Here is a 14,046-nt window from a genome sequence, read left to right on the forward strand (position 1 = left end):
ATCTAGCCATGAATTTACAGCCGGTAATAGTTGATAATGATGATATCCTTTGTTTTTTAATTAATAAACTTTTAAAATTAAGCGGATTCCCTTCTCCAATTTGGTTTTTGTCTGGTGGTGATGCTTTAGAGCGAATTAAAAAGGAACAAAATTCTGATACTACTTATGCCATATTTCTGGACATTAACATGCCCGAAATGAATGGTTGGCAATTTATAGAGCATTTAGAATCCATCACTTTTAAATCAAAATATTTCATTTATATCATTACCTCTTCAGTTGATGATAGAGATAAAGTGAAAGCTTACCAGTATAAAAGTGTTTACAATTATTATGTTAAGCCTTTAAAACAAAATGATTTTGAGTTACTGAAAAAAAGTCCTGAGCTGAGGCCTTTTTTCAAATAGGAAAAATTTTCGGATAAGAAATGAATTTAAAGATTTAGAAACGTTCTGCAATTTTTAAAATTTAAGTATGAGGTAAAAATCAAGTAAAAAGTTTGAACTTTTGCTGCTTAGGGTCACTAAAAAATCCTATTGTTTGATAAAAATAGGAATTTTTTTGTTTGAATTTTCAGAAACAGGTTTTAACGAACTTTCTTCAGGAGGTATAAATTACTGCACTTCACTAAGGGCCTTACCAATTAAAGTTTCACCCTGCAGAATTTCGAAAGTAACATTTTTCGGGGCATCATCCTGTAGCGCTCTCACCAAGGTTTGTGCCACGTCATCTCTACTAATGTGTCCGTGTTCATTCAGTTTTAAGTCTAGTTTAATTTTTCCGGTACCTTTTTCATTGGTTAAATGACCCGGTCTAACAATAGTGTATTTTAGGCCACTTTCTTTTAAAAATTCGTCGGCCTTATGCTTTGCTTTAAGGTAGTCCTGCAGTTGATCGGCTTTTTCAGGATGCTCGGCTCCCATGGAACTTAACATAACGAATTTTTTCACCTGAGCTTTTGAAGCTGCCTTAATCATATTTTTGGCTCCATTTTCATCTACTTCAGTAAGGCGTTCTCCACCAGATCCGGCTGCAAAAATTACTTTATCTATAGCATGAAATGCATGATCGATATCACTTGTAATATCTCCTTTTACAACCTTAACATGGTCTTTCTTGAAGTCTTCTACATATTCGTCTTTTCGCGCCAAAGCAATGGGCGTAAAATACTGTGAGTTTTTAAGTAAGTTAATAATGCGTTTTCCAACATTGCCGTGTGCACCGGCTACTAATATATTTTCCATAATCATTTTTTTTATTTTGAAGAATTTAAAGAATAACAAAGCATGACCTTGCCTCAATAGCTATAATTACTAATTCAAAAGATTTTTGTACAATAAATTCATATTAAATTGAAGAAATTTAATAATCAACTTCCATCCAGTTGTTTAATGTTGGCTTTTAATTTAAGCTTGACCTAAACACAACTCCTTTTTGAATCAATTGACACCACTCAATCCATTGGATTAAGGCTATCTTTGAATAACAAACTTAACTTCAAAATACCTGTAATGAAACGTTTTATTTTCTTAATCTTTGGTTTGCTTCTGGTAATTTCGTCTTGTAAGCAACCCGAAAAAACACCAGAAATAACATCAGAAAAAACACAAATTAAAACTCCTTTTAAACCCAATATTATCATAATTTATGCTGACGATCTGGGCTACGGCGACCTCAGTGCTTATGGCGGGATCGATTTAAATACACCAAATATTGATAAATTAGCGGAAGGCGGTGTCAGATTTACTAACGGTTATGCCACTTCGGCAACCTGTACGCCTAGTCGCTACGCAATTCTTACAGGTAGATATCCCTGGCGAAACAAAAATGCTAAGATATTACCGGGAACGGCGCCACTTTTAATCGATACCACGCAAATGACCATTCCAAAAATGTTAAAATCGAAAGGTTATGAAACAGGTATTGTTGGTAAATGGCATTTAGGTTTAGGAACGGGTCAAGTGAACTGGAATGCTCAAATTTCTCCGGGACCCAATGAAGTAGGTTTTGATTATAGTTACATTATGGCAGCCACTCAGGATCGGGTGCCAACGGTTTTTATTAAGAATGGTCATGTGGTTAATTTGAATCCGGATGATCCTATTGAAGTAGACTATGACCATAATTTTGATCATCAGCCCACAGGTAAAGATAATCCTGAATTATTAAAATTAAAATGGCATCATGGTCATAATAATACCATCATAAATGGGATACCGCGTATCGGATTTATGAAAGGGGGTCATACTGCCAGATGGACGGATGAAACCATGTCTGATACCTTTTTAATGCAGACTGAAGATTTTATCAAACGCGAAAAGGATAAACCATTTTTCCTTTATTACGCTTTGCAACAACCTCATGTACCGCGTACACCGAGTCCTAGATTTGTTGGTAAATCAGGAATGGGTCCGAGAGGCGATGTTATTTTGGAAGCCGACTGGAATGTAGGACAAATTTTGAAAACCCTTGAAGACGAAGGAATATTAGAAAATACTTTAATTATTTTTTCTAGTGATAATGGCCCTGTATTAAATGACGGTTATTATGATGATGCTGTTGAAAAACTGGGTGATCATAAACCTGGAGGTCCTTTACGGGGCGGGAAATATAGTTTGTTTGAAGCCGGAACACGTGTTCCATTCCTGACCTATTGGAAAGGTAAAATTCAACCTAAAACATCGGATGCTTTGGTGTGTCAAATGGATTTATTAAACTCGTTAGCACATTTAGTGGGTAGTAACGACGAAGGTCCGGATAGTCAAGATTTACTGGATGTTTTTCTAGGCGAAAGTGATGAGGGTAGGAGTGAACTGGTACTTGAAGCTACTACAAGAACTGCCTTAAGAAAAGGGCAATGGGTAATGATCCCACCTTATAAAGGAAGCCCGTTAAATAAACAAGTGAATATTGAAACCGGAAATTCTGCAAATTTTCAACTTTATAATTTGAATGACGACATCGGTCAGCAGAAAAATTTAGCCGAAACCTATCCGGATACGTTAAACGTCATGCTGAAGTCCTTTGAAAAAATACGAGGTAAGAATTATTCCAATGTTGAAAAGCTGGAATTGAAATAAAAGTAAGATTATGAATCTCTTCGCGATGAAGTCATTAATTAATAATACTCGAGTTGGATTAAGTGTGATCGTACTACTTTTTCTGTGGAGTTGTAAAAATGACAACAAAAGCCTTTCCACTGGCAGCACTTCAAAACCCAATGTGCTCTTTATTTTAGTGGACGATCTTGGTGTAAATGATTTGGGTTGCACGGGAAGCACCTATTACGATACCCCAAATATTGATGCTCTGGCTGCAAAAAGTTTCCAATTTACTCAAGGGTATGCCGGAAGTCGTGTTTGTAGTCCTTCACGAGCAACGATTATGACCGGGCAATTTACTGCACGTCATGGGATTACAGATTGGATCGGTGAAAAATCCGGAACAGACTGGCGTAGTTTGAAACGCTATGACAAATTATTACCTGCAGATTATGTTCATGATTTACCAGTAGAAGATACCACGATCGCAGAAGCCTTCAAGGCTAATGGATACACTACATTTTTTGCCGGAAAGTGGCATCTTGGTGGAGAGGGACATTACCCTGAAAACAATGGTTTTGATATTAACAAAGGAGGTTGGAGTGCCGGAAGTCCGAAGGGTGGTTATTTTTCACCGTATCAAAATCCAAGTTTGAAGGACTCGGTCCCGGGCGAAAATTTATCCATTCGACTGGCACATGAAACTGCAAATTTTTTAAAGACATATAAGGATAAACCCTTTTTCGCCTATTTGTCATTTTATGCTGTTCACGGTCCGATTCAAACTACAGAATCTAAATGGGCAAAATATCGATCAAAAGCCAAGGCTCAAGAAATTAAAGATCATGGTTTTGAAATGGAGCGAAAACTACCAATTAGGGTAACGCAGGATAACCCAATTTATGGTGGATTAGTTGAAACTATGGACGATGCAGTGGGGATCGTTTTAAACCAATTGAAAGCCTTGGGTCTGGATAAAAATACCATTGTAGTGTTTACGTCAGACAATGGTGGGGTAGCTTCCGGAGATTCCTTTTCTACTTCAAATTTACCACTTCGTGGAGGAAAAGGATACCAATGGGAAGGCGGTACCAGAGAACCCTATTTTATTTACATTCCCGGCGAAGATCTAAAGAACAAATCCAGTGATTATCCGGTTACAGGCGCTGATTTTTTTCCAACATTATTGGATTACGCTAATATTAATCTTATGCCTGATCAACATAAAGATGGGATAAGCTTAAAACCTATTATTGAACAAGGAATTGTTCCTGATCCACGACCTTTGTTCTGGCATTATCCCCACTACGGCAACCAGGGAGGTGATCCTTCTTCCGTAATGCGGGAAGGGCAGTGGAAACTTATTCATTATTATGAAGATGATAGTGATGAATTATATGATCTAGAGTTAGATCCGGAAGAGCAACAAAATATTTCGGATAATTTTCCTGAAGTTACCAAAACCATGCATGATAAACTCATGGATTGGCTTCAATCCGTTAACGCAAAATTCCCTGAAAAAGACCCTGAATTCGATAGTATAAAACGTGCCAGGCGGGATGAAAATATTCTTGAAAAAATGTTGCCTAAACTAGAGAAGGAACGATTGGAAATGCTTTCAAAAGATTTCCAACCCAATAAGGACTGGTGGGGAAGTAAATTAACTAATGATTAAATTCCTATTTTGCAGTATGTTTTCAACCACCCCTTTAAAATACTTAGCGATTTTTTTACTGGCCTTTTTTATTTTTAGTTGTGATTCTACGGAACCACAAAAACGGGAACGCATTTCCTTTAATAATCATTGGTTATTTGAAAAAACACAAGATACTTTGGCTTATCAAATGGATTATGATGATTCCAACTGGCGCCGGCTTTCTGTGCCTCATGATTGGGCGATAGAAGGGCCTTTTAAACCGGAGTATAATTCAAGAACCGGTGGTTTGCCTGTATTCGGAATGGCATGGTATCGAAAGTATTTTACCATAGATCCATCAAAAAAAGGCAGTATAATTACTTTGGAATTTGATGGTATAATGTCGAATGCAACCATTTATGTGAATGGAAAAAAAGTGTATCATCGGCATAATGGATATATCGGGTTTGAGATAGATATTACGCCATTTATCAACTTCAATAAAAAAAATTGTATTGCCGTTCTTGTAGATCCAAAACCACTTTCGGCCCGTTGGTATTCGGGAGCCGGAATTTACAGGAATGTGTGGATGGAAATTAAAAATCCCATTCATATTGCCCATTGGGGAAGTAGAATTTCAACTCCCATAGTAACTGAGGACATGGCCAAAGTTGAGGTGAAAACGAAACTCTCGAATAAAGATTTAAATAAGGGGCCTTACAAATTAAAAACGACGTTGTATGATAATAACAATAAACAAGTCGCGGAGGACATAATTAAGTTGGGAATTGATGAACCAGTAGTTGAGGTGTCACAAACCATGGAAATTGAAAATCCTAAATTATGGCATTTTGAAAGGCCAAATTTGTATAAAGCGGTTTCAATACTTTATAAAAACGATAATGCCATTGATAATACCGAGGTCACTTTTGGGGTTAGAACCATTAAGTATACGAGAGAAGGCTTTTTTCTAAATGGGAAAAAAGAAAAAATACATGGGGTTTGTCTTCATAATGATCTGGGACCCTTGGGAGCTGCGGTAAACTATAGAGCTACGGAACGCCAACTTCAAATTATGAAAAAAATGGGAGTGAATGCCATACGAACCTCCCATAACCCGACATCTCCGGAGCAATTGGAACTTTGCGATAAACTAGGTTTGTTGGTTCAGGGTGAAGCTTTTGATGTTTGGAAATTACCTAAAACTAAAAATGACTACCACACGGACTGGGATGCCTGGCATCGTCAGGATTTGAAGGATATGATTCGAAGAGATTATAACCATCCTTCAATTATCATGTGGAGTATAGGCAACGAAATTAAGGAACAAAAGGAGCCATATGGTGCAGATATAGCGAAAGAATTGGTTGCTATTTGTCATGATGAAGATCCCACAAGACCTACCACTGCCGGTTTTAATCAGCTTAGTGCCGCCATAAAGAACGGTTTGGCAGCAGCTGTAGATCTGGTAGGAGCCAATTACAAGCCAACGCAATATTCCGGTGTTATGAAGCAACATCCTACTTGGATTGTTTACGGTTCTGAAACGGCGTCGGCGGTATCATCCAGAGGTGTTTATCAATTACCACTTCAGAAATATGATAAAGACCCGTCGCTTCAGGTAAACAGTTACGATATTATTGCGCCACCCTGGGCTTATCCGCCCGATATAGAATTTCATTTTCAAGATGCTTTACCCCAAGTAATCGGTAATTTTATGTGGACAGGTTTTGATTATTTAGGTGAACCTACGCCTTACGGCGGAAAAGATAATGAAACTACCGGAAGTTGGAATACTGATTGGCCTGCGCGTAGTTCTTATTTTGGAGCCGTTGATCTGTCGGGTTTTCCGAAGGACCGATTTTATCTGTACCAAAGTCAGTGGACCACAGAACCCATGGTACATTTATTGCCACACTGGAATTGGGAAAATTCAGGAATAAAAACAGTCCCGGTGTATTGTTATACCAATGCCGACAGTGCCGAGTTATTTCTGAATGGTAAGTCATTAGGAAAAAAAGTAAAAGGGGTAGATACAACAAGAATTCCGGTGTCTTTCCATGCCTGGGGAAATCGACCGAAATATTTTGATTCACCCTATCGTTTGAGCTGGAATGTGCCTTATACTCCGGGAGAATTAAAAGTTGTGGCCTATAGGAATGATTCTATTGTAGCTACTGAAAGTGTTAGAACGGCCAAAGCTCGGAATAAAATAAGATTAATTCCAGACCGAAATGTGATCAAGGCCGATGGACAGGACCTTTCATTTATTACAGTTAAAATTGAAGATAAGGATTCTAATTTTTGTCCCCTGGCAGATAACAAAGTTACCTTTAAAGTAACCGGGCCTGGAACAATTGAGGCTGTTGGAAACGGAAATGCGACTTCTACAGAACCTTTCCAGGCCAATTACAGAAAAGCCTTTAATGGGTTGTGTTTACTGGTTGTCAAGAGTAAAAAAGATTTCCCGGGCGATATTACAATAGAAGCCATGTCTGAAGGTTTGGTTTCAAGTACAATTCAAATTAAAACCAAGAGTTAATGAGGTCTTTTTGTTCTCAATGAAAATATCTTTCGCTGAAAAATTAGGTAGATTATTGAGCGAAACAAAAAATAGATGCCTAAAACGATTAAAAAAGCAGTTGGTTTAAAACTGAAATGAAGCTCAGAATGCTTCCAAAAAAGGGTGTTGAACAAAGGTCCTAAAACTAGGATATAAGTTGAAAGCCAAATTCCTAAAGCAATAACTTCGAAAAATAACCAATCTTTCTTGAAGATGCGTGCCAACAGCTTATTTAAAGAAAACATGATTATTATAAGGGAAGAAATTGCGGCTATGCAAAATAATGCCCAGTCCACAGGATACATTTCAAATTGGGATTCCGGACGGCTAATATGGTCGTAATAATCGTAACAGGAGTAAAGAATAACGATCAGGAAAAAGTAAAAAATGGGGTTTGAAATTAGAGTTTTCTTGGTTGCCAAGGTGTTTTCAGATTGGTAGTTAAACAAAAAAGCCAATGGTTTAAAGACGGACTTTTGAACTTTATTTTGTATCCATATATAAAGTGGTTTGTATCAACTTATTAAAAAAGTTACAAATTTTATTCTATATTGCTTCTTAATAAATGTTTAATAGCCACCAAATCCATGTTATTTCTTCTCTTAGATCAAAACTTAGAATCAGGTATTATCTCAGGAATAATCTTTCTTGCCTGTATCGGTGTGATGACCTTTTTCGCTTTTAGATTGGTAGAGCGTATCTATTCGTTAATCTATAAAAGACCGATTTTTGTTCACTGGTATTTCAAATTACGAACTATTAATCCCGATCAAAAACAAATATTACAAGAACAATTTTTGTTTTACAACAAGCTATCACAAAGGAAGAAGCGCTTTTTTGAACACCGGGTGGCAACCTTCATTAAAAACAAAAAGTTCCTAGGAAGAGATGGTATCGCAGTTGATGGCGATGTTGAAGTATTAATTGCTGCCACTGCTGTAATGCTCACCTTTGGATTTCGTGATTATCTGATCGGGGCTGTTTCGACAATCATAATTTATCCGGAAAAGTTTTTTTCTCAGATCAAGCAAGAATATCACAAAGGAGAATTTAACCCTTTGTTAAGTGCTCTGGTATTATCTTGGAAAGATTTTAAAGAAGGTTACGCCATTGAAAATGATAATTTAAATCTAGGGATTCACGAATTCGCACATGCTATTCATTTTAATAGTAAAACGGAATCAGATATTAGCTCCGTAATATTCAGGGAATCTATCAATGAATTATTGCACTTGCTTTCAAATGATAAAAAACTGAGGGACGATCTTGTAAACTCGCATTATTTAAGAAGTTACGCCTATACTAATCCATTTGAATTCTTAGCAGTAATCATTGAAAATTTTATTGAAACGCCTCATCTTTTCAAAGATCAATTTCCGCAGATTTACGGTAAAGTGAAGCAGATGCTAAATTTCAACGTAAGAGGATATTAAACTGGGACTCATGACATTTGTCATGAAATGGCTTTGTTTTATATGGTAATTTTAACTTGTATATTTAAAGTAAACCACCATGATACGCAAAGCACCGGTTTCATTAATAATGACAGAGCCTGTTATTACTTTGAAAAAAACTGATAGTTTAAAAAAGGCAGAATCTTTATTTAAAAAGCATCATATTCGGCACATTCCTATTGTTTCTTCCGGGGCTGTAATTGGGATGCTGAGTTACACGGATATGCTACGGTTAAGTTTTGTGAATATCTTTAATGAAAATGAGGAGGAAGACGATCCTGATGTTTCCGTTTATAATATGCTAACGATCCAACAGGTTATGACACAGAATATTGTAACTGTTACAACATCAAACTCCATCAAAGAAGTGGCTGAAATATTAGCGTCAAGAGAATTTCACGCTTTACCGGTAGTGAAATACAATAAATTAGTAGGGATCGTTACAACAACAGACCTTATAAAATATTTAATTAACCAGTTTTAGGAATTGGCTAAGGCTTTAAGATCTCCAATAGTTTTGATCTGATCTTCGCTTTTGAATACAAAACTACCAGCTACTAAAACATCGGCTCCGGCATCAACAAGTGCTTTTGCGTTTTTATCAGTTACGCCACCATCTATCTCGATGCGTGTTGACGCGCCGCGACGCTCGATCAAAGCTTTTAATTGAGCGATTTTGTTATATGTATTCTCAATAAATTTTTGACCTCCAAAACCTGGATTCACACTCATCATACAAACCAAATCGATGTCGTTAATAATATCTTCTAATAAGCTAACATTGGTATGCGGGTTTAAGGCCACACCTGCTTGCATGCCTTCTGCTTTAATAGCTTGAAGGGTTCGGTGTAAATGGGTGCAGGCTTCATAGTGGACCGATAAAATATTAGCTCCAAGATCAGCAAAGGTTTTGATGTAACGATCGGGATCCACAATCATTAAATGCACATCAACAGGCTTTTTTGTGTATTTGGTAATGGCTTTTAAAACCGGCATACCAAAGGAAATATTTGGAACAAAAACACCATCCATAATATCAATGTGAAACCAATCGGCATCACTATGATTAACCATGTGGATATCGCGTTCCAGATTGGCAAAATCAGCAGCTAAAATAGAGGGTGCTATAAGTTTTGAAGACATGAATTTAAGTATTAATTTTTAGCAAAGATAGTAAAGTTCTTTACTTGGATTCTCCTGAATTTTATAAAAGAATAAACCCCCGGTAATCAGCCGGGGGTTCTTTCATCAATCAAAAAACGAACAGTTATATGTGTAACTGTTTGTTGCCGTAATTCAGGCCTTAGCCTAAATAAGTTTTTAATATTTTACTTCTAGACGTATGTTTTAATCTACGAATAGCTTTTTCTTTAATTTGTCTCACACGCTCACGAGTCAGATCGAAAGTTTCACCTATTTCTTCTAAGGTCATAGGATGTTGATTTCCTAAACCGAAGTACAAGCGAATAACATCAGCTTCACGAGGTGTTAAGGTTTCAAGTGCACGTTCAATCTCAGTTCTTAAGGATTCATGTAATAATTCCTTATCCGGATTTGGTGATTCGCCGCTATTTAATACATCATAGAGGTTTGAATCTTCACCTTCAACCAATGGCGCATCCATACTTACATGGCGCCCCGAGTTTTTCATGGATTCCTTAACATCGTTAATTGTCATGTCCAGTTCTTTGGCAATTTCTTCAGCCGAAGGCGGACGTTCGTGACTTTGCTCTAAAAAGGCAAACGTCTTGTTAATTTTGTTAATAGAACCAATTTTGTTAAGTGGTAAACGTACAATACGTGATTGTTCAGCTAATGCCTGAAGAATCGATTGACGAATCCACCAAACAGCGTAAGAAATGAATTTGAAACCACGGGTTTCATCAAATCTTTGAGCCGCTTTTATTAATCCAAGGTTACCTTCATTAATTAAATCAGGAAGGGTTAAGCCCTGGTTTTGATACTGTTTTGCAACAGAAACAACGAATCTAAGATTCGCTTTGGTAAGCTTTTCTAAAGCTACCTGATCACCTGCTTTGATGCGTTGTGCTAATTCAACTTCTTCATCGGCGGTAATTAAATCTACCTTTCCGATTTCTTGCAGATACTTGTCTAACGAAGCGGTTTCTCTGTTGGTAACCTGCTTCGTAATTTTTAATTGTCTCATCTAAATTCTCCTGTATTGTATAAATAGGTGTTCATTTAGTTATACGTACAAAAGAACGAAAATGTTACAAAATGTTTTGTAATATAATAAAATTAAAACTAAAAATCACGACATGCATCTGTTATTCAAACAGATATATATTAGATTTTTATTAACGCATTATTAGTAAGATTGATATCTTCAAGCATATCCTGAGTGAATTTGTAGTGTCCACGTTTGGTGATCAGTTTGAAGCGATGCTGCTTTAAATTACTCAAAGTATTTAAAAACAACCATTTTGATTTCAGAAGATTTGGTTTTTCTGATTTTAAACTAATATCAAAGTAGTGTTTACGACCTTCTTTAGTGGCCACAATATCGGGAGTTACACTAATATCACTACCTGCTTTTTTAAATGATTTTGGAGTTTCATAGCCTTCAAAATCAGCTTTAATATCCTCAAAACCCCGATTTTCCAGATAGTGGATGGAATCTTCTAAAACGTCTGCGTATTTATCTTTATCTGCCTGTATCATATTTCAAATTTAATTATTCTCGTAAGAGATAATATAACTAAAATTGGCTGATATCCAAATTTTTAACAGTGTTTAACGGTTTTAGTTCCCTTTGGTAGAGGTTATTCGAAATCGAAAGCGTCGTCATCTATTCGAATACGCTCTCGTAATCGGTTGATTTTATGATGTATTCTGTTGAAGAATAAGGATCTGTCCTTTTCACCCGCATTAACTAAAAGCTTAGAACTACTCATTTCTTTCTTAAAAATGTCATAACGCATTTCACAGGTGGGTTGATGTTCTATTTTTATATAACTAATAACGGAAAAAGGAATAAAAAAGACTTTTTGCATCGGGGTTATAACCATCATGGTGTTGCTCATATTATGAATATGATTCACATAAAGGTTATAGATAGCTTGACCCTTCGAAGCATCAAGAGATTGTTTTATGGCTTGTTTTTCAATATCCCGGATAACATCTTCGATATCAGAACAAATTTTCAGTGCTAAATCTTTTGATAAAGCGCCAGCTTCAAAATAATATAAAACCTGTTGTAAGGTTCCATTTATAGTCGTATTGTTCCAAATTTCAGTGATGTTGATGTCTTTATATATATTTCCTAATCGAAATGCATTATCTAATAAATCCTTAGGAATGCTTTTAATAAAGTCATCAAAGGTTATTTTTTTCTTCGTGATCTCTGGTTCTATATCCTTTAGCCAGACATATATTTTATAGCGAGATAAGTAATTGTCTTTAAGCGTATGAAAAACCGGAATATCTTTAGCCGAATAAATGACTGAGCAGCCTTTGATCTTGGTAAGTGGAATTAAATTTTCGTAGGATTTTTTCATCCACATATTTATCCCGTCGATACTTTGAAGTGGCGGGGAAAGATCAGCAAGAATACTATGCTCACTTCCTACCTCAAATAATTTATTAAGGGATATTTTGTAATATCTGGCAAGCTTTACGGCTTCGTCTATGGATAACGTGGTTTTTAAGTTGATTCGGCGGTAAGCGGCATCATAGCCAACGTCCAAAACACCCGCTACTTCATCTACAAAAGAGGAAGTGTCCGGGGTCTTGCTTTTTAAATAACTGAAAAATTGTTCTTGCATTTTTTGAAAAAATTAAAAGAACATGGCCCTGGGTTTGTGAAATTTAATAAAAAAAGTAGATATAATTAGACATTTTTTATATCTAAAGGTAAATTTTACAAGTAATTTAGTACCAGAAAATTACTATTGTGTGATTTAAATTTTAGGTCATGTTTAAAAAAAGCGACATACAACCATCAAAAAAACCATGGATACATCTACTTCCTATGATTGATAAATACATGTATCATGTGCTGATGAGTAAAAAATTTAAAGCCGACATTCGAATAAATGCCTGAAATACTTATATTTAGGTAAACATTTACAGAGTGTCATTGGTTAAAATTGTAAATTTTTTACTCATTGCAGGTGTTCTACAAGGGTTCGGTTTCAACCTGGTCACCGTATTCGTTAAAAAGAAATATGATAAGGTTATCATATTTCTTAATCTTACTGTTCTCTTTATTTCTTTAAATAATCTTCAGGCTGTTTTATCAGAATATCAATTCTTTCAGAATGTTTTTCTTTTAAAGAATCTTTTAATTCCCTGGTACTTCCTAATTTTCCCTATGTTTTATTCCTTTACCACGCATTATTTGAAGGTTCAGGATAAGGTTAAAGATTTTTTAAAACCTTCTTTGATTATTTTCACTGCTGAAATCGCTATTCGACTTTGTTTCATTTCTTATGAATATTATGAAAACGAAATTTATGGCATACATTCTTCCTTGGTCGCGGATTATACCCGGATAGAAGATGTGGTTAATTTGTTCTTTGGTTCGTTTCTTTTCTTTAATGCCTGTTTACTGATTTTTCGAAGAAACCATTTAATTTCTTATGTATTGTCCTTTGACGATTTAAATTGGATCAAATGGTTTATCCGACTTGGTGGTATTGTTATTTTGATCTGGGTGGTTGCCCTTGGGTTAGATTTAAAACTTTGCTTTGGTACGGATGAAGAAACCTGTAATCAGATCCCTTATATGTTCCTCCGGTTGAGCGATTCTATGTTATTATACTGGATTGGTTATCAGGGAATTTATAAATACAATGTACTAAAAGATCGGATCGTGTTACGGAGTACCATTGCTCAAGGTGAAGATTTGATTCCTTCACCTAATGTGCAACATACTTCAAATGATCCGGATGACTTTTTTAATGATAAACATGAAAATGATTTCAATGCCATTAAAAAGCATATTATCAAAAATAAATTATACCTCGATCCGCTATTAAGTATGGAAACAGTGGCAGCTGAATTGGGAATGAGTAAAAGTTACTTCTCAAAACTCGTAAACTCCTATAGTGATTATAATTTCTCTGATTTTATCAATTCACTTCGGGTTAAGCAGGCCAAGCGCTTTTTATCGGATGACACATTTAGCGATTATACCATAGTAGCTATTGGTTTGGAATGCGGATTTAACTCAAAATCCACCTTTTACTCGGCCTTTAAAAAATTCACTTCAGAGACTCCAACCTCATATCGCGAACAATTTTAGCGAATTAATGTCCGAGATTATCGTTGGACATCCGAATTATTACACCTTAGACTTTATTGGATATTAGAACCATTGGGCTCAAATAC

Annotated in this window: 12 protein-coding genes; 7 read left to right on the plus strand and 5 right to left on the minus strand. The window is 35.9% G+C overall.

Annotated features, from left to right (window positions below):
• The first annotated feature begins 8 nt into the window (after positions 1-8).
• Complete coding sequence (locus ABD682_RS08825; protein ID WP_344740867.1) at positions 9-407, plus strand: response regulator; 399 nt, start codon at positions 9-11, stop codon at positions 405-407.
• Between the two features lie 207 nt (positions 408-614).
• On the opposite strand, the gene ABD682_RS08830 is transcribed toward ABD682_RS08825, so the two are convergent.
• Complete coding sequence (locus ABD682_RS08830) at positions 615-1,244, minus strand: SDR family oxidoreductase (RefSeq protein WP_344740868.1); 630 nt, start codon at positions 1,242-1,244, stop codon at positions 615-617.
• Positions 1,245-1,511: 267 nt separating this feature from the next.
• On the opposite strand from ABD682_RS08830, the gene ABD682_RS08835 reads away from it, so the two are divergent.
• The 5 genes from ABD682_RS08835 to ABD682_RS08855 all read left to right on the plus strand — a co-directional run bounded on the left by ABD682_RS08835 (position 1,512) and on the right by ABD682_RS08855 (position 9,178).
• On the plus strand, positions 1,512-3,080 hold the full coding sequence (locus tag ABD682_RS08835) for a sulfatase family protein (RefSeq protein WP_344740869.1): 1,569 nt from the start codon (positions 1,512-1,514) through the stop codon (positions 3,078-3,080).
• Between the two features lie 25 nt (positions 3,081-3,105).
• The gene (locus tag ABD682_RS08840; protein ID WP_344740870.1) at positions 3,106-4,716 is read left to right on the plus strand and encodes a sulfatase; all 1,611 of its coding nucleotides are present in this window, start codon (positions 3,106-3,108) and stop codon (positions 4,714-4,716) included.
• A 16-nt stretch (positions 4,717-4,732) separates the two neighbouring features.
• On the plus strand, positions 4,733-7,219 hold the full coding sequence (locus tag ABD682_RS08845; protein WP_344740871.1) for a glycoside hydrolase family 2 TIM barrel-domain containing protein: 2,487 nt from the start codon (positions 4,733-4,735) through the stop codon (positions 7,217-7,219).
• A 608-nt stretch (positions 7,220-7,827) separates the two neighbouring features.
• Entirely contained in the window at positions 7,828-8,673 is an 846-nt protein-coding gene (locus tag ABD682_RS08850) for a zinc-dependent peptidase (protein WP_344740872.1), read from the plus strand.
• 79 nt (positions 8,674-8,752) lie between these two features.
• Positions 8,753-9,178 carry a CBS domain-containing protein gene (locus tag ABD682_RS08855; RefSeq protein WP_344740873.1) on the plus strand — a complete coding sequence of 142 codons (426 nt, stop codon included), beginning with the start codon at positions 8,753-8,755 and terminating at the stop codon, positions 9,176-9,178.
• On the opposite strand, the gene rpe is transcribed toward ABD682_RS08855, so the two are convergent.
• The 4 genes from rpe to ABD682_RS08875 all read right to left on the minus strand — a co-directional run bounded on the left by rpe (position 9,175) and on the right by ABD682_RS08875 (position 12,479).
• Positions 9,175-9,837, minus strand: a complete 663-nt coding sequence (gene rpe / locus ABD682_RS08860) for a ribulose-phosphate 3-epimerase (RefSeq protein WP_344740874.1) — start codon at positions 9,835-9,837, stop codon at positions 9,175-9,177. The genes ABD682_RS08855 and rpe overlap by 4 nt on opposite strands.
• Positions 9,838-9,997: 160 nt before the next feature.
• Complete coding sequence (locus ABD682_RS08865; protein WP_027137161.1) at positions 9,998-10,861, minus strand: sigma-70 family RNA polymerase sigma factor; 864 nt, start codon at positions 10,859-10,861, stop codon at positions 9,998-10,000.
• Between the two features lie 140 nt (positions 10,862-11,001).
• The gene (locus ABD682_RS08870) at positions 11,002-11,376 is read right to left on the minus strand and encodes a hypothetical protein (protein ID WP_344740878.1); all 375 of its coding nucleotides are present in this window, start codon (positions 11,374-11,376) and stop codon (positions 11,002-11,004) included.
• Positions 11,377-11,477: 101 nt separating this feature from the next.
• Complete coding sequence (locus ABD682_RS08875) at positions 11,478-12,479, minus strand: hypothetical protein (RefSeq protein ID WP_344740880.1); 1,002 nt, start codon at positions 12,477-12,479, stop codon at positions 11,478-11,480.
• A 314-nt stretch (positions 12,480-12,793) separates the two neighbouring features.
• On the opposite strand from ABD682_RS08875, the gene ABD682_RS08880 reads away from it, so the two are divergent.
• Entirely contained in the window at positions 12,794-13,960 is a 1,167-nt protein-coding gene (locus tag ABD682_RS08880; RefSeq protein WP_344740881.1) for a helix-turn-helix domain-containing protein, read from the plus strand.
• The last annotated feature ends 86 nt before the right edge of the window (positions 13,961-14,046 follow it).

The sequence above is a fragment of the Gaetbulibacter aestuarii genome (genome assembly GCF_039537665.1).
GTDB lineage: Bacteria > Bacteroidota > Bacteroidia > Flavobacteriales > Flavobacteriaceae > Gaetbulibacter_A > Gaetbulibacter_A aestuarii.

Bases quoted from the DNA above. Each gene is read 5' to 3' on its own strand.
- ABD682_RS08825 (WP_344740867.1), top strand. From the start codon at position 9: ATGAATTTACAGCCGGTAATAGTTGATAATGATGATATCCTTTGTTTT.
- ABD682_RS08830 (WP_344740868.1), bottom strand. From the start codon at position 1,244: ATGGAAAATATATTAGTAGCCGGTGCACACGGCAATGTTGGAAAACGC.
- ABD682_RS08835 (WP_344740869.1), top strand. From the start codon at position 1,512: ATGAAACGTTTTATTTTCTTAATCTTTGGTTTGCTTCTGGTAATTTCG.
- ABD682_RS08840 (WP_344740870.1), top strand. From the start codon at position 3,106: ATGAAGTCATTAATTAATAATACTCGAGTTGGATTAAGTGTGATCGTA.
- ABD682_RS08845 (WP_344740871.1), top strand. From the start codon at position 4,733: ATGTTTTCAACCACCCCTTTAAAATACTTAGCGATTTTTTTACTGGCC.
- ABD682_RS08850 (WP_344740872.1), top strand. From the start codon at position 7,828: ATGTTATTTCTTCTCTTAGATCAAAACTTAGAATCAGGTATTATCTCA.
- ABD682_RS08855 (WP_344740873.1), top strand. From the start codon at position 8,753: ATGATACGCAAAGCACCGGTTTCATTAATAATGACAGAGCCTGTTATT.
- rpe (WP_344740874.1), bottom strand. From the start codon at position 9,837: ATGTCTTCAAAACTTATAGCACCCTCTATTTTAGCTGCTGATTTTGCC.
- ABD682_RS08865 (WP_027137161.1), bottom strand. From the start codon at position 10,861: ATGAGACAATTAAAAATTACGAAGCAGGTTACCAACAGAGAAACCGCT.
- ABD682_RS08870 (WP_344740878.1), bottom strand. From the start codon at position 11,376: ATGATACAGGCAGATAAAGATAAATACGCAGACGTTTTAGAAGATTCC.
- ABD682_RS08875 (WP_344740880.1), bottom strand. From the start codon at position 12,479: ATGCAAGAACAATTTTTCAGTTATTTAAAAAGCAAGACCCCGGACACT.